Genomic DNA, 17,782 nt, shown 5'->3' with positions numbered 1-17,782 from the left:
GGTGGGCGGCGCGCTTGCCGTCTCCCAGTTTTGCCGAGCGGCTCTGATCGGCAGGGAGGCGGAGAGGAGGCGCACGGAGGGAAGTGCGGGTCGCGTATCCCGGCGCCATGTCCAACGTGTGCCCCGCGAGCGCCGCTAACAATCGTTCACTTCGCGGCGATTCCTCCCGCTCGTATCCTGGGTCGGCATTGATTCCTCGTAGGAGTGCCGGTGCGTGAGCCGCTCTCGTACGGGAGCGGGTCGTGAACCGGCGTACGCACCAGTGTGAAAGAGGTCGCCCGTTGAGCCAGCCCAGTCCGCAGCCGATCCCGATGGACCAGCTCCTGATCGAGCAGGGCGCGGCCAGGCAGATCCCGGTCGTCGTGCTCGCCGGATTCCTGGGCGCCGGCAAGACCACCTTGCTGAATCATCTGCTGCACCGCAGCGGCGGCAGACGGATCGGGGCCATCGTCAACGACTTCGGCGCCATCGAGATCGACGCCATGGCGGTGGCGGGAGCGCTCGGGGATTCCACGGTCTCCCTCGGGAACGGCTGCCTGTGCTGTGCCGTCGACGCCAGTGAACTCGATGAGTATCTGGGGCGGCTTGCCCAGCCCTCGACCCGTATCGACGTCATCGTCATCGAGGCGAGCGGGCTCGCCGAGCCCCAGGAGCTCGTGCGGATGGTGCTCGCCAGTGAGCATCCGCGGATCGTGTACGGCGGGCTTGTGGAAGTCGTCGACGCCGTCGAGTTCGCCGGTACGCGCGTGAAGCACCCCGAGATCGACCGGCATCTCGCCCTCGCGGATCTTGTCGTCGTCAACAAGGTGGACCGGGCGGAGGACGGCGAGCGGGTGCTGCGCGTCGTCCGGGGACTCGCCGATCGCGCCGCCGTCGTGGCCGCCAGCTACGGCCGGATCGACCCCGAGTTCCTCTTCGACTGCCGGCCGACCGAGGAGCGCATCGGGCAGCTGTCCTTCGATGATCTCCATGATCATGAAGCGCACGACCACGCCGACCACCTGCACTCCGCCTACGACACCCTCTCCTTCACCTCCGAAGTGCCGCTCGGCCCCCGCAGGCTGATGGACTTCCTCGACAGCAGGCCCGAGGGGCTCTACCGCATCAAGGGGTACGTCGATTTCGGCGTCCAGGACAGCGTGAATCGGTACGCCGTGCATGCCGTGGGGCGGTTCCTGCGCTTCTACCCGGAGCCATGGGGCCGTGCCGAGGCGCGTCTCACCCAGCTCGTCCTCATCGGCTCCGGCATCGACACGGCGGCTCTGACCAAGGAACTGGAGGCGTGCAAAGACGACGCCCCACACGCCGACGAGCACAGCATGTGGGGCGTTCTTCGCTACGTGCAGGACAGTCACGTAGGGCAGGGCAGCCACGTACAGGACGAGGAGCCCGAAGGCCTCGAAGCGGTCGGCTGAGCTACACCGGGCCCGCCACCACCGAGACCGTCTTCGCCAGCGACACGCCCGAGCCGTCGCGGCGCGGATCCATCTCCGGCAGCTCGGCGGGTGTGCCGTTCTTCTGTGCGGCCCGGGCCGGTGTCGCGCCGGCCCAGGCCAGCGACAGGCAGTCCTCGCCCTTCAGGAACCGCTGGCAGCGCACGCCACCCGTGGCGCGGCCCTTTCGGGGGTACTGGTCGAAGGGGGTCAGCTTGGCCGTGGTCTGGACGGAGTCGTCCAGCGTGCCGCGCGAGCCCGCCACCGTGAACACCACCGCGTCCACCGCAGGGTCGACCGCCGTGAAGGAGATCACCTTCGCGCCGTCGGCGAGCTTGATGCCCGCCATACCGCCCGCCGCACGGCCCTGCGGGCGCACCTGCGAGGCCTGGTAGCGCAGCAGCTGGGCGTCGTCCGTGATGAAGACCAGGTCCTCCTCGCCGGTGCGCAGCTCGACCGCGCCGACGATCCGGTCGCCGTCCTTGAGCGTGACGACCTCCAACTCCTCCTTGTTCGAGGGGTAGTCGGGTACCACGCGCTTGACGACACCCTGCTCCGTGCCGAGCGCCAGACCCGGCGACGACTCGTCGAGCGTCGTCAGGCAGATCACCGTCTCGTCCGGTTCCAGGGAGGACAGGAACTCCGAAATCGGCGCGCCCCCGGAGAGGTTGGGCCGCGCCGCGGTCTCCGGCAGCTGCGGGAGGTCGATCACGTTCAGCCGGAGCAGGCGGCCCGAAGAGGTGACCGCGCCGACTTCGCCACGGGCCGTCGCGGGCACCGCGGAGACGATCACGTCGTGCTTGGTGCGCTTGGCGTCCTCGGCTTCCCCGAAGGGGTCGCCGTTGGCCGTGCGGGCGAGGAGACCCGTCGAGGACAGCAGCACCCGGCACGGGTCGTCCGCCACCTGGAGCGGGACCGTCGCGGCGGCGGTGCCCGCGGACTCCAGGAGCACCGTGCGCCGGTCGGTGCCGAACTTCTTGGCCACCGCGGCCAGTTCGCCGGAGACCAGCTTGCGCAGCTCCGCGTCCGACTCCAGGATCCCGGTCAGCTCGTCGATCTCGCCGTTGAGCCGGTCGCGCTCCGACTCCAGCTCGATGCGGTCGAACTTGGTCAGGCGGCGCAGCGGCGTGTCCAGGATGTACTGCGTCTGGATCTCGCTCAGCGAGAAGCGCTCGATCAGACGCTCCTTGGCCTGCGCCGAGTTCTCGCTGGAGCGGATGAGGCGGATGACCTCGTCGATGTCCAGGAGGGCGACGAGCAGGCCCTCGACCAGGTGCAGCCGGTCGCGCTTCTTGCCGCGGCGGAACTCGCTGCGGCGGCGCACGACGTCGAAGCGGTGGTCGAGGTAGACCTCCAGGAGCTCCTTGAGCCCCAGGGTGAGCGGCTGGCCGTCCACCAGTGCCACGTTGTTGATGCCGAAGGACTCCTCCATCGGCGTCAGCTTGTAGAGCTGCTCCAGGACCGCTTCCGGCACGAAGCCGTTCTTGATCTCGATGACCAGGCGCAGGCCGTGCGCGCGGTCCGTGAGGTCCTTCACATCGGCGATGCCCTGCAGCCTCTTGTTGCCGACCAGGTCCTTGATCTTCGCGATCACCTTTTCCGGGCCGACGGTGAAGGGCAGTTCGGTGACGACGAGGCCCTTGCGGCGCGCGGTCACGTTCTCCACCGACACCGTGGCGCGGATCTTGAAGGTGCCGCGGCCCGACTCGTACGCGTCCCTGATCCCGGAGAGGCCGACGATCCGGCCGCCGGTGGGCAGGTCGGGGCCCGGGATGTACTTCATCAGCGTCTCGAGGTCGGCGCCCGGGTACCGGATGAGGTGGCGGGCGGCGGCGATGACCTCGCCGAGGTTGTGCGGCGGCATGTTGGTGGCCATGCCGACCGCGATGCCGGACGAGCCGTTGACCAGCAGGTTCGGGTACGCCGCCGGAAGGACGTCCGGCTCCTGCTCCTGGCCGTCGTAGTTCGGGGCGAAGTCGACCGTGTTCTCGTCGATCGACTCGGTCATCAGTGACGTCGCGTCGGCCATCCGGCACTCGGTGTAACGCATGGCGGCCGGCGGGTCGTCGTTGCCGAGCGAACCGAAGTTCCCGTGCCCGTCGACCAGCGGCAGGCGCATCGAGAAGGGCTGGGCCAGGCGCACCAGCGCGTCGTAGATCGACGCGTCTCCGTGCGGGTGGAGCTTACCCATGACCTCGCCGACGACGCGGGCGCACTTCACATAGCCGCGGTCGGGGCGCAGGCCCATCTCGTTCATCTGGTACACGATGCGGCGGTGCACGGGCTTGAGGCCGTCACGTGCGTCCGGCAGGGCTCGCGAGTAGATGACCGAGTACGCGTACTCGAGGAAGGAGCCCTGCATTTCGTCCACGACGTCGATGTCGAGGATCTTCTCCTCGTACGAGTCGTCGGGCGGCGGGGTCTTCGTGCTGCGGCGGGCCATCGCTGCTGCGGCTCCTTCACAGTCTCTGCCGGGGCATGAACGGGATCTGACGCGGACCATTGTGGACCGCCCCACTGACAACGCGGACCGCGACCCGTCCGTAGCGGGCCTCGGAGGGCCTCCTGGGACACGGCTGTGACGTACGCGAGTCTCGCTCTCGGCGTACGAGGTGCGGGAACTTCGCCAGCCGTCGGCGCGCTTGCATACAGTGGCAGGACCGACAGGAAATACGCAGTTTCCGCGATCGAAGGGACGTACATGCCCATGGGTCACACGGCCACAGCTGAGGCAGGCTCCGGCGGCCTGACAGCGACCGAGCACCGCCTGGCCAACGGCTTGCGCGTGGTGCTCTCCGAGGATCATCTGACCCCGGTCGCGGCGGTGTGCCTCTGGTACGACGTCGGCTCACGCCACGAGGTCAAGGGCCGTACCGGCCTTGCTCACCTCTTCGAGCACTTGATGTTCCAGGGCTCCAAGCAGGTCCACGGCAACGGGCACTTCGAGCTCGTCCAGGGCGCGGGCGGCTCGCTCAACGGCACCACGAGCTTCGAGCGCACCAACTACTTCGAGACCATGCCCGCCCACCAGCTGGAGCTCGCGCTCTGGCTGGAGGCCGACCGCATGGGCTCGCTGCTCGCGGCACTCGACGACGAGTCCATGGAGAACCAGCGGGACGTCGTCAAGAACGAGCGCCGGCAGCGGTACGACAACGTGCCCTACGGCACCGCGTTCGAGAAGCTGACCGCGCTGGCGTACCCCGAGGGCCACCCGTACCACCACACCCCGATCGGGTCGATGGCGGACCTGGACGCGGCCACCCTGGAGGACGCCCGCGCGTTCTTCCGCACCTACTACGCGCCCAACAACGCGGTGCTGTCGGTCGTCGGCGACATCGACCCGGGGCAGACGCTCGCCTGGATCGAGAAGTACTTCGGCTCCATCCCGGGGCACGACGGCAAGCCCGCCCCGCGTGACGGCTCGCTGCCCGAGACCATCGGCGAGCAGCTGCGCGAGGTCGTCGAGGAGGAGGTCCCCGCGCGCGCCCTGATGGCCGCCTACCGGCTCCCGGAGGACGGCACGCGCGCGTCCGACGCGGCCGACGTGGCGCTCACCGTCCTCGGCGGCGGCGAGTCCTCGCGGCTCTACAACCGGCTCGTACGCCGCGACCGCACCGCCGTCGCGGCCGGGTTCGGTCTGCTGCGGCTCTCCGGAGCGCCCTCCCTGGGTTGGCTGGACGTGAAGACGTCCGGCGACGTCGAGGTCCCGGTCATCGAGGCCGCCGTGGACGAGGAGCTCGCCCGGTTCGCCGAGGAGGGCCCCACGGCCGAGGAAATGGAGCGCGCCCAGGCCCAGTTGGAGCGCGAGTGGCTGGACCGGCTCGGCACCGTCGCGGGCCGTGCCGACGAACTGTGCCGGTACGCCGTCCTGTTCGGCGACCCGCAGCTCGCCCTGACCGCCGTGCAGCGCGTCCTGGAGGTCACTGCCGAGGAGGTCCAGGAGGTCGCCAAGGCCCGCCTGCGCCCCGACAACCGAGCGGTGCTCGTCTACGAGCCGATCGCCCCCGAAGACACCGACGCCGCTGACGACACCGACGAGGAGACGGCGAAGTGACCGAGCTCGCCACCATGGACTTCCACCCGCAGCCCCAGGCCGGCGAGGCCAAGCCGTGGGCCTTCCCGTCGCCCGAGCGCGGCACGCTCGACAACGGCTTGACGCTCCTGCGCTGCCACCGCCCCGGCCAGCAGGTCGTCGCAGTCGAGGTGATCCTCGCCGCGCCGCTGGAGGCCGAACCGGCGGGCCTCGACGGCATCGCCACGATCATGGCGCGAGCCTTCTCCGAGGGCACCGACAAGCACTCCGCCGAGGAGTTCGCCGCCGAGCTGGAGCGCTGCGGCGCCACCCTCGACTCGCACGCCGACCACCCCGGCGTACGCCTGTCGCTCGAAGTGCCCGCCTCGCGCCTGCCCAAGGCACTCGGTCTGCTCGCCGACGCCCTGAGGGCGCCGGCATTCGCGGACAGCGAGGTCGAGCGACTGGTCCGCAACCGCCTGGACGAGATCCCGCACGAGACGGCCAACCCGGCCCGCCGCGCGGCCAAGGAGCTCTCCAAGGAGTTGTTCCCGGCGGCCTCGCGCATGTCGCGCCCGCGACAGGGCACCGAGGAGACCGTCCAGAAGATCGACTCGGCGGCCGTACGCGCCTTCTACGAGAAGCACGTACGCCCCGCGACGGCCACCGCCGTCATCGTCGGTGACCTGACCGATGTCGACCTCGACGCGCTGCTCGCCGACACGCTCGGCTCCTGGACCGCCTCGTCCGCCGAGCCGCGCCCCGTGCCGCCGGTGAGCGCCGACGACACCGGCCGTGTGATCATCGTGGACCGCCCCGGAGCCGTCCAGACGCAGCTGCTCATCGGCCGCGTCGGCGCCGACCGGCACGACCGCGTCTGGCCCGCCCAGGTGCTCGGCACGTACTGCCTCGGCGGCACCCTCACCTCACGCCTGGACCGCGTCCTGCGCGAGGAAAAGGGCTACACCTACGGTGTGCGGGCGTTCGGCCAGGTGCTGCGCTCCGCTCCGGACGGCACGGGCGTCGCGATGCTCGCCATCAGCGGCTCGGTGGACACGCCGAACACCGGTCCGGCGCTCGACGACCTGTGGAAGGTGCTGCGTACCCTCGCCGCCGAGGGCCTGACGGACGCCGAGCGCGACATCGCCGTACAGAACCTGGTGGGTGTGGCGCCCCTCAAGTTCGAGACCGCGGCGGCCGTCGCGAGCACGCTCGCCGACCAGGTCGAGCAGTACCTGCCGGACGACTACCAGGCGACGCTCTATCAGCAGCTCGCCGCGACAGGCACCGTGGAGGCCACCGCGGCCGCCGTGAACGCCTTCCCGGTGGACCGTCTGGTGACCGTCCTGGTGGGTGACGCCGCGCAGATCGAGGAGCCCGTCAAGGCGCTCGGAATCGGTGAAGTCACCGTCGTCCGGGCCGAGTAGAGCAGCGCGACTCCCTGAGGACCCAGGTGACTGAAGAGTCACCTGGGTCTCCTTTTGCCCGGACTTCGTGTCTCTTTCCGGACTTCGTCCCCAAGATGTCCGTATTGATACGGAGGTTGCCCGTCTGCCCTGTGGCATGCGCTACAAAAGCCGTGATCCGTTTGTTGATTGAAAGATGCCCCGTTTAGCGTCGATCCGGCTGTTCGTCAGGCAGTGCGCCGCGCCCGCGGCACCGGACAGTCATCGCCGAGTCCCCGTACGGCGCGAGCCAGGGGAGCCGGGGACCCATACGCAGTCCCTGGGGTGAATCGGACGCCCTCCCCGGAGGGAGTCCGTAGGAGACCTTCCTGCTCCGAACCCGTCAGCTAACCCGGTAGGCGAGAAGGAAGGAAAGGATCAGCCCCTATATGGCGTTCACCTGTGGCACAGGGAAGCACCGTCGCCCGAGCCGCGTGAAGCGCACGACCACGAACGCCGTCGGCGTCGCGGCGCTCACCACCACCGGCGTCATCGGAACCCTGGCCGCCCCGGCACTGGCCGCGGACACCTCCGCCGAGCAGACCGGGCTGACTCCGATCATCACCATCGGCGACACTCTCGCCGAGAAGATCGACGCGCAGGCCGTCGCGCAGCAGCGCGCCGCCGACGAGGCCGCCGCGCGGAAGAAGGCCGAGGAGGCCGCCCGCAAGCAGGCCGCGGAGAGGGCCAAGGAGGCGCGCGAGGCCAAGGAGCGTGCCGCCCGTGCAGCCGAGCGCAAGCGCCTCAACACCTTCGTCCTGCCCATCACCGGCTCGTACATCTCCACCGGCTACAAGGCCGGCGGCAGCCTCTGGTCCTCCGGCAGCCACACCGGCGTCGACTTCCACGCCGCGTCCGGCACCTCGGTGCACGCCGTCGGCTCCGGCACGGTCGTCACGGCCGGCTGGGGCGGCGCGTACGGCAACCAGGTCGTCATCAAGATGCACGACGGCACGTACACGATGTACGGGCACCTGTCGTCCATCGGCGTCTCCGTGGGCCAGACGGTCACCCCGGGCCAGCAGGTGGGCCTCTCCGGGTCCACCGGCAACACGACCGGGCCGCACCTCCACTTCGAGGCCCGCACGACCGCGGAGTACGGCTCGGACATCGATCCGGTCGCGTACCTTCGCTCGCACGGTGTGAACGTCTGACGAGCGCTTCATCAGTTCCGTTGCCCCGGCTCGCCGAGCCGGGGCATCGTCGTTTCACGCGGCCGTGTGTCCAAAAAATATCCATGGATTCCGGCCTGCCATCGGAAATTCCGGCTCCCTGCAATAGAGTCACTGAACAAGCGTCAATCGATGGCGTTTCGCGGGGATTAAAGCGGAGGTCCGGTCATGCGTATTCCGGCGCACTCGGTATGCACGGCGATCCGTGACGACATTGTCGCGGGTGTCTACGAGCGAGGCGGCCGGCTCACCGAGGAACTGCTCGCGCGTCGCTACGGCGTCTCGCGCGTCCCCGTGCGCGAGGCCCTGCGGACGCTGGAGGCCGAGGGCTTCGTCGTCACCCGCCGGCACGCGGGCGCGTGCGTCGCGGAGCCCACCGAGCAGGAGGCCTCCGACCTGCTGGAGATGCGCATGCTCCTTGAGCCGCTGGGCGCCGCGCGGGCCGCGCAGCGCCGTACCGAGGCCCACCTCAAGGTGCTCCGAGGCCTGGTCAGGCTGGGGCAGGAGCGGTCCAGGAGGGGCCACAGCGAGGATCTGCGCTCGCTGGGCGGCTGGTTCCACGAGACCCTCGCGCAGGCCTCCGGAAGCCCCGCGCTCACCTCCACGCTCGCCCAGCTGCGGCACAAGATCGCGTGGATGTACGCGGTGGAGGCGTCGGCCAACCCCGCGGAGTCCTGGGCGGAACACGGCGGCATCGTGGACGCCGTGGCGCGCGGCGACAGCGAGCGGGCCCGGGCGATCACGGCCCTGCACACCGAGCGTGCCGCGGCCGCGCACCGGCTCCGTTTTCCCGGCGGCGGAGATCGTCCGGACCGTGTGAGGACTTCGCAACCTCCCGTAAACATGACGGGCCCGCGGCATTAACACGGGCGCCGTATACAAAGAGGGGTAATTCTCGGGGGACTATTTCTGCTGCCCGCAATAGGGAAAAGCGAAGGGCTCGCCCGATGTTTTCAGGCGAGCCCTTCTATATGCGTGCGGGGCGGCGGCTTTTGGACGAAAACCACCGCCACCATCAATTGAGCAACCCCAACGGCGCGCAACCGCCTCCGCGAGAGCGGCGCCGGTTCAGGTGCACAGGCGTGTGCTCAGACGGTCTCGGGGAGCTCCTCTAGACCCTCGGCGACCAGCTTCGCCAGACGGTCGAGGGCGGTGTCCGCACCCTCGGCGTCGGAGGCGAGGACGATCTCCTCGCCGCCCTGGGCGCCCAGGCCGAGGACGGCGAGCATGGAGGCCGCGTTGACGGGGTTGCCGTCGGCCTTGGCGATCGTCACGGGGATACCGGAGGCCGTCGCGGCCCGGACGAAGATGGAAGCGGGGCGGGCGTGAAGGCCCTCGGCCCAGCCGACGTTGACGCGGCGCTCAGCCATGTGATGCTGCCCTTCAGGTTTTCAGGGTTGTCTAGACCAGTGTCCCATATCGTGAAGCGTCTCCGGAGCGGTCCTTCGTCCCGTCCGGAGTGTGGTCGGATCGCGGCCTCGATCCGACGTCCGTTCCCCACAGACTGCCTCGCGCCGTTGTCGGATGCGAGCCGTACTCTGGGGCCCATGCAGACCTCGTCGGACCGGCACGAGTACCCCGCTCACTGGGAGGCGGACGTGGTGCTGCGTGACGGTGGTACCGCACGCATCAGGCCCATCACCATTGATGACGCCGACCGCCTGGTCAGCTTCTACGAGCAGGTCTCGGCCGAGTCGAAGTACTACCGCTTCTTCGCGCCGTACCCACGACTGTCCGCCAAGGATGTCCACCGCTTCACGCACCACGACTTTGTGGACCGGGTGGGTCTCGCGGCCACGGTGGGCGGCGAGTTCATCGCCACCGTACGCTATGACCGCATTAATGCCGACGGCCTGCCCGCCTCCGCGCCCGCCGACGAGGCCGAGGTCGCCTTCCTCGTGCAGGACGCGCACCAGGGCCGCGGTGTCGCCTCCGCCCTCCTGGAACACATCGCTGCCGTGGCCCGCGAGCGCGGCATCCGCCGGTTCGCCGCCGAGGTGCTGCCCGCCAACACCAAGATGATCAAGGTGTTCACGGACGCCGGTTACCAGCAGAAGCGGCACTTCGAGGACGGCGTCGTACGCCTGGAGTTCGACCTCGAACCCACCGACCGGTCGCTCGCCGTGCAGCGCGCGCGGGAGCAGCGCGCCGAGGCCCGGTCCGTGCAGCGGCTGCTCGCACCCGGCTCGGTCGCCGTCATCGGCGCGGGCCGCACACCCGGCGGTGTCGGCCGCAGCGTCCTCACCAACCTCCGCGACGCCGGATTCACCGGCCGTCTGTACGCGGTGAACAAGGCGCTCGACGAGAAGGAGCTCGACGGAGTCCCCGCGCACCGCTCCATCCGCGACATCGACGAACCCGTCGACCTCGCCGTCGTCGCGGTGCCCGCGCCGCTCGTCCCCGAGGTCGTCGCCGAGTGCGGCGAGCACGGGGTGCAGGGGCTCGTGGTCGTGTCCGCCGGGTACGCCGAGAGCGGCCCCGAAGGGCGCGAGCGCCAGAGCGAACTCGTGCGCCAGGCGCGTACGTACGGCATGCGCATCATCGGCCCCAACGCCTTCGGGGTCATCAACACGTCCCCCGAGGTCCGCCTCAACGCCTCGCTCGCCCCGGAGATGCCGCGCCCCGGGCGGATAGGCCTGTTCGCCCAGTCCGGCGCGATCGGGATCGCCCTGCTGTCCCGGCTGCACCGGCGCGGTGGCGGTGTCACGGGCGTGACCGGAGTGTCGACCTTCGTCTCCTCCGGGAACCGGGCGGACGTGTCGGGCAACGACGTACTCCAGTACTGGTACGACGATCCGCACACCGACGTCGCCCTCATGTACCTCGAATCCATCGGCAACCCACGCAAGTTCACGCGCCTCGCACGGCGGACGGCGGCGGCGAAGCCGCTGGTCGTGGTCCAGGGGGCGCGGCACGGCGGGGCTGCTCCCCAGGGGCATGCCGTACGGGCCACGCGGTTGCCGCACGCCACGGTGTCCGCGCTGCTGCGGCAGGCGGGGGTGATCCGGGTCGACACGATCACCGAGCTCGTCGATGCGGGGCTTCTGCTGGCACGCCAGCCGCTTCCTCCCGGGCCCCGGGTGGCGATCCTCGGGAACTCGGAGTCGCTCGGGCTGCTCACGTACGACGCATGTCTTGCCGAAGGGCTTCGGCCGCTTCCTCCGTTGGATCTGACCACGGGGGCCTCGGCGGAGGACTTTCACGGGGCGCTGGTGCGGGCCTTGGCCGACGACAAGTGCGATGCCGTCGTCGTGACCGCCATACCGGCGGTGGGGGAGACGTCCGCTCAAGATGCGGCCTTGGCCGAGGCCCTGCGCTCTGCGGCGGCTTCGGTTCCGGCGAAGCCGGTGCTGGTGGTGCACGTTGAGCTCGGTGGGCTCGCCGAGGCGTTGTCTGCGGCCGCAAGCACTGCACCACAGGCGGCTGAATCGACACCCCGCGCTCCAGGCGGTGCCCACCGGTTCCCCCCTGCGGAACGATCGCACGCGGCAGCGGGAGCTGCGCCTTCGCCTACAGCGGCAGCGGGAGCTGCGCCTTCGCCCACAGCGGGAGCGGCACGCCCGGCCGTCGCGGGCGCGGCACAACCGCCTCTCGCGGAGGCCACCCGGCCGCCCGTCCCCGAAGATCCCCCCACGGCCTCCCGGCTCATCCCGGCCTACCCCGCCGCCGAGCGTGCCGTCCGTGCGCTCGCGCAAGCCGTCAAGTACGCCCAGTGGCGACGTGACGCCGCCGAGCCCGGGAAGGTGCCGGAGTACGACGACATCGACGAGAAGGGGGCCGCCGAGCAGATCGACGGGCTGCTCGCGCGGGACGAGGGGCTGACGCTCGGCGCGGAGGAGACCTGCGGGCTGCTCGGGCGGTACGGCATCGACGTACGCCGTGCCCTGCCCGCGCGCACACCGGACGACGCCGTGGCGGCCGCGCGCGCCCTCGGCTACCCCGTGGCCCTCAAGACCACCGCCCCGCACCTGCGGCACCGCGCGGACCTGGGCGGCGTACGGCTCGATCTGGCGGACGAGGAGCAACTGCGACGGGCGTACGCGGAGTTGACGGAGCTGTTCGGGAAGCCGGCGGAGCTGCGGCCGGTCGTGCAGGCGATGGCCCCGCGCGGGGTCGACACCGTCGTACGGGCGGTGATCGATCCGGCGGCCGGGGCGGTGCTCTCGTTCGGGCTCGCCGGGGCCGCCTCGGAGCTGCTCGGGGACACCGCGCACCGGCTGATTCCGGTCACTGACCGGGACGCGACCTCGCTGGTCCGGTCGATCCGGACGGCGCCGCTCCTGTTCGGCTGGCGGGGCTCCGCGCCGGTGGACACGGCGGCCCTCGAAGAGCTGATGCTGCGCGTGTCCCGGCTGGTCCACGACCACCCGGAGGTCGTCGCGGTCTCGCTGGAGCCCGTGGTCGTCGCCCCGCGCGGTCTGAGCGTGCTGGGCGCCACCGTGCGGCTGGCCCGCGCCCCTGTCCGCGACGATCTCGGCCCGCGGACTCTCCCCGTCGTCTGAGCCGCCGCTGATACCGGCGCTCCGGTCCCCACGGCTTGATCCCCACGCCGTGATCCCACGTCTGACCCCTACGTGCATCTGTTCCGTCCACGACAGACACCCGCGAGCGGTGCCTCGCAGTCAGTGGGCCCCCGTAGGATGGACGTCATGGCCAAGACCAGTACGACGACCCAGGGGCTGCGAGCGGCGATCGAGCGCAGCGGCTACTACCCGGCCCTCGTGGCCGAGGCGGTGGAGGCCGCGATTGGCGGCGAGGCCATCCGGTCGTACCTGGTCCACCAGGAGACGACGTTCGACGCGAACGAGGTGCGGCGGCACGTCACCGTGCTCGTCCTCACCGGCAACCGCTTCATCGTGAGCCACACCGACGAGCAGAACGCGGACACGACGTCGCCGACGCCGTACGCCACCACGTCCACCGAGTCGGTCAAGCTCGGCCGGATCTCGTCGGTCGTCGTCAGCCGTGTCGTGGGCAACCCGGAGTCGTACACGCCGGGCACGCTGCCCCGCGAGGTCGTCCTGACCATCGGCTGGGGCGCGGTCTCCCGTATCGACCTGGAGCCCGCCGCCTGCGGCGACCCCAACTGCGAGGCGGACCACGGCTACACGGGCAACTCGACGGCGGACGACCTGAGCCTGCGCGTCAGCGAGGCCGGGGACGGCCCGGAGACCGTGCGCCAGGCCCTCGCCTTCGCGCAGTCCCTCTCCGAGGCGACCGCGGACATCACGCGCTGATGTCCCACCCGTCTCCCCCCGCCGCCCATGATCGAGGGCGCTGCGCGCCCGCCCCCCCCGATTCCGCCTGGGACCACCCGGAACCCCTCGCCGTCGGCTCCGCGCCCGTCCCCGAGTACGGCGCCGGCTCGCTGGCCGACCTGCTGCCCACGCTCGCCGCGGGCATGGCCGTGCCCGGCATGACCTCCGCGATAACCGAGCTGACCGAGGCCGACCGGAACTGCGTCTTCCTGATCGACGGTCTCGGCTGGGAGCAGCTGAAGGCGCACCCCGACGAGGCGCCCTTCATGACATCGCTCCTGGCGTCCTCCCGCGGAGGCACCGGACGGCCGATCAGCGCCGGCTACCCGGCGACCACCGCGACCTCCCTCGCCTCCGTCGGCACCGGCCTGCCGCCCGGCGCGCACGGCCTGCCCGGCTACACCGCGCGCAACCCGGAGACCGGCGAGCTGATGAACCAGCTCCGCTGGAACCCGTGGACGGAACCGCGCGCCTGGCAGCCCTACCCCACGGTCTTCCAGCTGGCCGACGCGGCGGGCGTGCACACCGCGCAGGTCTCGTCCCCCACCTTCCAGAACACCCCGCTCACCAAGATCGCACTGAGTGGCGGAACGTTCCACGGCCGGCTGTCCGGCGAGGAGCGCATGGACCTCGCGGCCGAGCAACTGGCCGCCGGGGACCGCTCGTTGGTCTACACGTACTACGCGGAGGTGGACGGCAAGGGCCACCGCTTCGGCGTCGACTCGGACCCCTGGCGCGGCCAGCTCATGTATGTCGACCGCCTGGTCCAGCGCCTCGCGGAGCAGCTGCCGCCGCGCAGCGCCCTGTACGTCACCGCCGACCACGGCATGATCGACATCCCCTTCGACGAGCAGCACCGCATCGACTTCGACGAGGACTGGGAGCTGCGCGCCGGCGTCGCCCTGCTCGGCGGCGAGGGCCGTGCCCGGCATGTCTACGCGGTGCCGGGCGCCGAGGCGGATGTCCTGACCTGCTGGCGCGAGGTGCTCGGCGAGCAGTTCTGGGTGGCCTCGCGGGACGAGGCGATCGCGGCGGGCTGGTTCGGCCCGCACGTCGACGAGCGGGTGTACGCCCGGATCGGCGACGTCGTCGCGGCGGCCCGCGACGACGTCCTGATCATCGCGACCGAGCGGGAGCCGAAGGAGTCGGCGATGGTCGGCAACCACGGTTCGATGACCCCCGTCGAGCAGCTCGTGCCCCTGTTGCAAGTACGCTCCTGAAGCCACACCCCTCCCGATCCTCTGTTGCCGAAAGGTGCTCAACTCCCCATGCCCGAGCTGGTGTTCTTCTCCGGAACAATGGATTGCGGGAAGTCGACGCTGGCTCTCCAGATCGAGCACAACCGCTCGGCGCGGGGCCTGCAGGGCATGATCTTCACACGCGACGACCGCGCGGGCGAGGGCAAACTCTCCTCGCGCCTGGGCCTGGTCACGGACGCGGTGGAGGTGGCGGACGACCAGGATCTGTACGCGTACCTCGTCGACCACCTCTCCCAGGGCGGCCGGGCGGACTACGTGATCGCGGACGAGGCCCAGTTCCTGGCTCCCCGGCAGATCGACCAACTGGCCCGTGTGGTGGACGACCTGGGCATCGACGTCTTCGCCTTCGGCATCACCACCGACTTCCGCTCCAAGCTCTTCCCCGGCTCCCAGCGCCTCGTGGAGCTGGCCGACCGGGTCGAGGTCCTCCAGGTCGAGGCCCTGTGCTGGTGCGGCGCCCGCGCCACCCACAACGCCCGCACGATAGGCGGCGAGATGGTCGTCGAGGGCGCCCAGGTCGTCGTCGGCGACGTCAACCAGTCCGAGGACATCGGCTACGAGGTCCTGTGCCGTCGGCACCACCGCCGCCGTATGACGGCCGCGACGGCACGCGCGGGCGCCCTGTCGCCGGACGTGCTGCCGGTCGCCTCGGCCTGACCTCAGGGGCCTTCACAGCGCTCGGCGGACCGTGTGGATCAGCGAGAACATCGCGCCTTCCGGATCCGCCACCGTCGCCACCCGTCCGTAGGGCGAGTCGTGGGCGGCCTTGAGCAGGTGCCCGCCGAGCTCGACGACACGGTCGACGGCCTCGTCCACGTCCGCGGCCTCGAAGTACGTCATCCAGTGCGGGCCGCGGTCGCGGGGCAGGCCGTGGCCGACGCCGTGGACGCCGGCCACCGGGCGGCCGTCGACGTACAGGGTCACGTAGTCGAAGTCCGCCGAGACGACCGGCTCCAGCTCGTAGCCGAAGACCCCCTGGTAGAACTTGACGACGCTCTCGGTGTCGCGGGTCACCAGCTCGTTCCAGGCGGGGGTGCCCGGCACACCGGTGATCCCCGTGCCCAGGTGCGCCGCCGCCTGCCAAATGCCGAAGACGGCGCCCGTCGGGTCCGACACGATCGCCAGGCGCCCCGCCTCGGCGGCGTCGAGGGGACCGACGCCCACGGTGCCGCCGCTGTGCCGAACGGTCTCGGCGGTCAGGTCCACGTCGTCCGAGGCGAGATACGGGGTCCAGGCCACGGGAAGATGCCGGTCGGGCGGCAGTTGGCCGATCCCCGCCACCTCGTGGCCGTCGAGCAGGGCCCGCACATACGGGCCGAGCTGCTGCGGTCCCGGCCGGAACTCCCAGCCGAACAGCGCTCCGTAGAACTCCTGGGTCGCGGCCATCCCGTGCACCATCAGGCTCACCCAGCAGGGTGTGCCGGGCGTGTGCCGAGCGTGCGCTGTGCCGTTCAGGCCGGCCGACCCCCGTGCCTCGGTCATCGTCACTCTCTTCTCGGCCCCTCGCGGTGGCCGGTCACCTTCCGCCTACGAACACGCGTACCGCGGTCGCGTACGTGCACGCCCCGTGCCGATGTTCGCACCACCGGTCGCGCCGCGCGTCCCGGCCGCGCCGCCCTTCAGCGGCGCACGGCCGGAGGATGCCCGGTGTGTAGTTTCCCGTCCGTTTCGGGGTGATTGCCGCGCGGTGTCCATCGGCTGTACAGCATGTGCCCGATCCCATACGCCTCGTGATCGGACCTGTCCGGCCGAGCAGAGTAGCCGGACCTGGACGACGCGGCCACCCCATGCGCAAGGATGGGGGCCATGAACGCCATCATCTCCGCAGCCGAACTCGCGAGCGACCTGGCCGGACCGACCCCTCCGGTCCTCCTCGACATCCGCTGGCAGCTGGGTGGCCCGAACCTGCGCTCCGACTACGAGCAGGCGCACATTCCAGGGGCTGTTTTTGTCGATTTGGATTCCGAACTTGCTGGTCCGGCGGGTTCGGAGGGCAGGCATCCGCTTCCCGATCTCGAGGTCTTCGGCGCGGCGATGCGGGCCGCAGGCGTGTCCGCCGACCGCGATGTCGTTGTGTACGACGGCGGACAGGGCTGGGGCGCCGCGCGCGCGTGGTGGTTGCTGGGCTATACGGGTCATCCCTCGGTACGCGTGCTTGACGGCGGGCTCGCGGCCTGGAGTGGGCCGGTGTCCTCGGAGGTCCCCACGCCGGCCCCCGGGACCTTCGTACCGGTGCCCGGCTCGCGGCCGCTGCTCGACGCGGACGGGGCGGCGGCGCTCGCCCGCACGGGGCTGCTGCTGGACGCCCGGGCCGGTGAGCGGTACCGGGGCGAGGTCGAGCCGATCGACCCCGTCGCCGGGCACATCCCCGGTGCGGTCTCCGCGCCGACCACGGAGAACGTCACCGACGACGGACAGTTCCTGCCCGCCACCGCACTCGCCGACCGCTTCAAGTCCCTCGGCGTGACGGGCACTTCCGAGGTCGGCGTCTACTGCGGCTCGGGTGTCTCCGGTGCCCACGAGGTGCTCGCGCTGGCCGTCGCGGGCATTCCCGCCGCGCTGTACGTGGGCTCCTGGTCGGAGTGGTCCCGGAACGGCAGCCGCCCGGTCGCGGTGGGCCCCGACCCGCAATAGCGGCGCTTCGGGCAGCGGCCCCTCGCAGTGGGACCCGGCCCTCGGTAACAGTGAGGGGGCCCGCACCGACCTGGACGCTGTTGGTAAATCGGGTGCGGTCGTGACGACGGCCTGCATGACCCCGTTGGGGTTGTGCAGGCCGTCGTCGTGTTCAGGGGTGGGTTCAGTGTCGTTGCGTGGGGTGGATCTGGTGGAGATCCCGGAGGAGACTGCTCGGCTGGCGCGTGCGGTGTTCCCGAAGGGCTGCCTGGTGATGCGGGTGCGGGATGCGCTCGGGCCGGTGTTCTCGGATGCCGATTTCGAGGAACTTTTCCCGGTCAGGGGGCGGCCGACGGTGTCTCCGGCCCGGCTCGCGCTGGTGTCGGTGTTGCAGTTCGCCGAGGGGCTGACCGACCGGCAGGCCGCGCACGCGGTCCGCTCGCGTCTGGACTGGAAGTACGCCCTTTCGCTGGAGTTGGCCGACACCGGATTCGATTTCTCGGTGCTCAGCGAGTTCCGTGCCCGGCTGGTCGACGGCGAGGCCGGCCAGATGGTTTTCGATGCGGTACTTCGGGCGGCTGGCGAGGCAG

General features: G+C 70.7%; 14 protein-coding genes and 1 riboswitch. Of the genes, 11 read left to right on the top strand and 3 right to left on the bottom strand.

What is annotated here, in order from left to right:
• The first annotated feature begins 311 nt into the window (after positions 1 to 311).
• Entirely contained in the window at positions 312 to 1,415 is a 1,104-nt protein-coding gene (locus tag ACZ4RZ_RS42725; RefSeq protein WP_467753016.1) for a CobW family GTP-binding protein, read from the top strand.
• Between the two features lies 1 nt (position 1,416).
• Here ACZ4RZ_RS42725 and ACZ4RZ_RS42720 read toward each other — a convergent pair whose 3' ends face one another.
• Entirely contained in the window at positions 1,417 to 3,876 is a 2,460-nt protein-coding gene (locus tag ACZ4RZ_RS42720) for a DNA gyrase/topoisomerase IV subunit A (protein WP_467752953.1), read from the bottom strand.
• Positions 3,877 to 4,140: 264 nt separating this feature from the next.
• On the opposite strand from ACZ4RZ_RS42720, the gene ACZ4RZ_RS42715 reads away from it, so the two are divergent.
• The 4 genes from ACZ4RZ_RS42715 to ACZ4RZ_RS42700 all read left to right on the top strand — a co-directional run bounded on the left by ACZ4RZ_RS42715 (position 4,141) and on the right by ACZ4RZ_RS42700 (position 8,926).
• A complete protein-coding gene (locus ACZ4RZ_RS42715; protein WP_467752952.1) occupies positions 4,141 to 5,487 on the top strand; it encodes a M16 family metallopeptidase in 1,347 nt (448 codons plus the stop codon).
• Positions 5,484 to 6,872: a M16 family metallopeptidase gene (locus ACZ4RZ_RS42710; RefSeq protein ID WP_467752951.1), complete on the top strand. Its 1,389-nt coding sequence runs from the start codon at positions 5,484 to 5,486 to the stop codon at positions 6,870 to 6,872. The genes ACZ4RZ_RS42715 and ACZ4RZ_RS42710 overlap by 4 nt, the downstream gene beginning before the upstream one ends.
• A gap of 234 nt (positions 6,873 to 7,106) precedes the next feature.
• Positions 7,107 to 7,266, top strand: a riboswitch (cyclic di-AMP (ydaO/yuaA leader).
• Positions 7,267 to 7,279: 13 nt separating this feature from the next.
• Positions 7,280 to 8,044: a M23 family metallopeptidase gene (locus tag ACZ4RZ_RS42705; RefSeq protein ID WP_467752950.1), complete on the top strand. Its 765-nt coding sequence runs from the start codon at positions 7,280 to 7,282 to the stop codon at positions 8,042 to 8,044.
• A gap of 186 nt (positions 8,045 to 8,230) precedes the next feature.
• Complete coding sequence (locus ACZ4RZ_RS42700) at positions 8,231 to 8,926, top strand: GntR family transcriptional regulator (protein ID WP_467752949.1); 696 nt, start codon at positions 8,231 to 8,233, stop codon at positions 8,924 to 8,926.
• A gap of 224 nt (positions 8,927 to 9,150) precedes the next feature.
• Here the strand turns inward: ACZ4RZ_RS42700 and ACZ4RZ_RS42695 are convergent, their stop codons facing one another.
• Positions 9,151 to 9,432: an HPr family phosphocarrier protein gene (locus ACZ4RZ_RS42695; RefSeq protein ID WP_426680975.1), complete on the bottom strand. Its 282-nt coding sequence runs from the start codon at positions 9,430 to 9,432 to the stop codon at positions 9,151 to 9,153.
• Positions 9,433 to 9,609: 177 nt separating this feature from the next.
• Here ACZ4RZ_RS42695 and ACZ4RZ_RS42690 point away from each other — a divergent pair, with 177 nt between their 5' ends.
• The 4 genes from ACZ4RZ_RS42690 (at position 9,610) to ACZ4RZ_RS42675 (ending at position 15,236) form a co-directional block, all read left to right on the top strand.
• Positions 9,610 to 12,564 carry a bifunctional acetate--CoA ligase family protein/GNAT family N-acetyltransferase gene (locus ACZ4RZ_RS42690; protein ID WP_467752948.1) on the top strand — a complete coding sequence of 985 codons (2,955 nt, stop codon included), beginning with the start codon at positions 9,610 to 9,612 and terminating at the stop codon, positions 12,562 to 12,564.
• 147 nt (positions 12,565 to 12,711) lie between these two features.
• The gene (locus ACZ4RZ_RS42685; protein ID WP_467752947.1) at positions 12,712 to 13,299 is read left to right on the top strand and encodes a DUF5998 family protein; all 588 of its coding nucleotides are present in this window, start codon (positions 12,712 to 12,714) and stop codon (positions 13,297 to 13,299) included.
• Entirely contained in the window at positions 13,299 to 14,540 is a 1,242-nt protein-coding gene (locus ACZ4RZ_RS42680; RefSeq protein WP_467752946.1) for an alkaline phosphatase family protein, read from the top strand. The genes ACZ4RZ_RS42685 and ACZ4RZ_RS42680 overlap by 1 nt, the downstream gene beginning before the upstream one ends.
• Before the next feature lie 48 nt (positions 14,541 to 14,588).
• The gene (locus ACZ4RZ_RS42675) at positions 14,589 to 15,236 is read left to right on the top strand and encodes a thymidine kinase (RefSeq protein ID WP_467752945.1); all 648 of its coding nucleotides are present in this window, start codon (positions 14,589 to 14,591) and stop codon (positions 15,234 to 15,236) included.
• 12 nt (positions 15,237 to 15,248) lie between these two features.
• Here ACZ4RZ_RS42675 and ACZ4RZ_RS42670 read toward each other — a convergent pair whose 3' ends face one another.
• Positions 15,249 to 16,061, bottom strand: coding sequence for a VOC family protein (locus ACZ4RZ_RS42670; protein ID WP_467752944.1), 813 nt, complete (start codon positions 16,059 to 16,061; stop codon positions 15,249 to 15,251).
• Between the two features lie 324 nt (positions 16,062 to 16,385).
• On the opposite strand from ACZ4RZ_RS42670, the gene ACZ4RZ_RS42665 reads away from it, so the two are divergent.
• Both ACZ4RZ_RS42665 and ACZ4RZ_RS42660 read left to right on the top strand, forming a co-directional pair.
• Complete coding sequence (locus tag ACZ4RZ_RS42665) at positions 16,386 to 17,213, top strand: sulfurtransferase (protein WP_467752943.1); 828 nt, start codon at positions 16,386 to 16,388, stop codon at positions 17,211 to 17,213.
• A 181-nt stretch (positions 17,214 to 17,394) separates the two neighbouring features.
• The coding region (locus ACZ4RZ_RS42660) for a transposase (protein ID WP_467752942.1) at positions 17,395 to 17,782 on the top strand (388 nt) is incomplete at its 3' end.

This window comes from Streptomyces sp. NPDC027189, assembly GCF_055566975.1.
The sequence above is the reverse complement of the archived record's forward strand: the minus strand, read 5'-3'. Positions and strand labels throughout refer to the sequence as shown.

Bases quoted from the DNA above. Each gene is read 5' to 3' on its own strand.
- ACZ4RZ_RS42725 (WP_467753016.1), top strand. From the start codon at position 312: ATGGACCAGCTCCTGATCGAGCAGGGCGCGGCCAGGCAGATCCCGGTC.
- ACZ4RZ_RS42720 (WP_467752953.1), bottom strand. From the start codon at position 3,876: ATGGCCCGCCGCAGCACGAAGACCCCGCCGCCCGACGACTCGTACGAG.
- ACZ4RZ_RS42715 (WP_467752952.1), top strand. From the start codon at position 4,141: ATGGGTCACACGGCCACAGCTGAGGCAGGCTCCGGCGGCCTGACAGCG.
- ACZ4RZ_RS42705 (WP_467752950.1), top strand. From the start codon at position 7,280: ATGGCGTTCACCTGTGGCACAGGGAAGCACCGTCGCCCGAGCCGCGTG.
- ACZ4RZ_RS42700 (WP_467752949.1), top strand. From the start codon at position 8,231: ATGCGTATTCCGGCGCACTCGGTATGCACGGCGATCCGTGACGACATT.
- ACZ4RZ_RS42695 (WP_426680975.1), bottom strand. From the start codon at position 9,432: ATGGCTGAGCGCCGCGTCAACGTCGGCTGGGCCGAGGGCCTTCACGCC.
- ACZ4RZ_RS42690 (WP_467752948.1), top strand. From the start codon at position 9,610: ATGCAGACCTCGTCGGACCGGCACGAGTACCCCGCTCACTGGGAGGCG.
- ACZ4RZ_RS42685 (WP_467752947.1), top strand. From the start codon at position 12,712: ATGGCCAAGACCAGTACGACGACCCAGGGGCTGCGAGCGGCGATCGAG.
- ACZ4RZ_RS42680 (WP_467752946.1), top strand. From the start codon at position 13,299: ATGTCCCACCCGTCTCCCCCCGCCGCCCATGATCGAGGGCGCTGCGCG.
- ACZ4RZ_RS42675 (WP_467752945.1), top strand. From the start codon at position 14,589: ATGCCCGAGCTGGTGTTCTTCTCCGGAACAATGGATTGCGGGAAGTCG.
- ACZ4RZ_RS42670 (WP_467752944.1), bottom strand. From the start codon at position 16,061: ATGACCGAGGCACGGGGGTCGGCCGGCCTGAACGGCACAGCGCACGCT.
- ACZ4RZ_RS42665 (WP_467752943.1), top strand. From the start codon at position 16,386: ATGAACGCCATCATCTCCGCAGCCGAACTCGCGAGCGACCTGGCCGGA.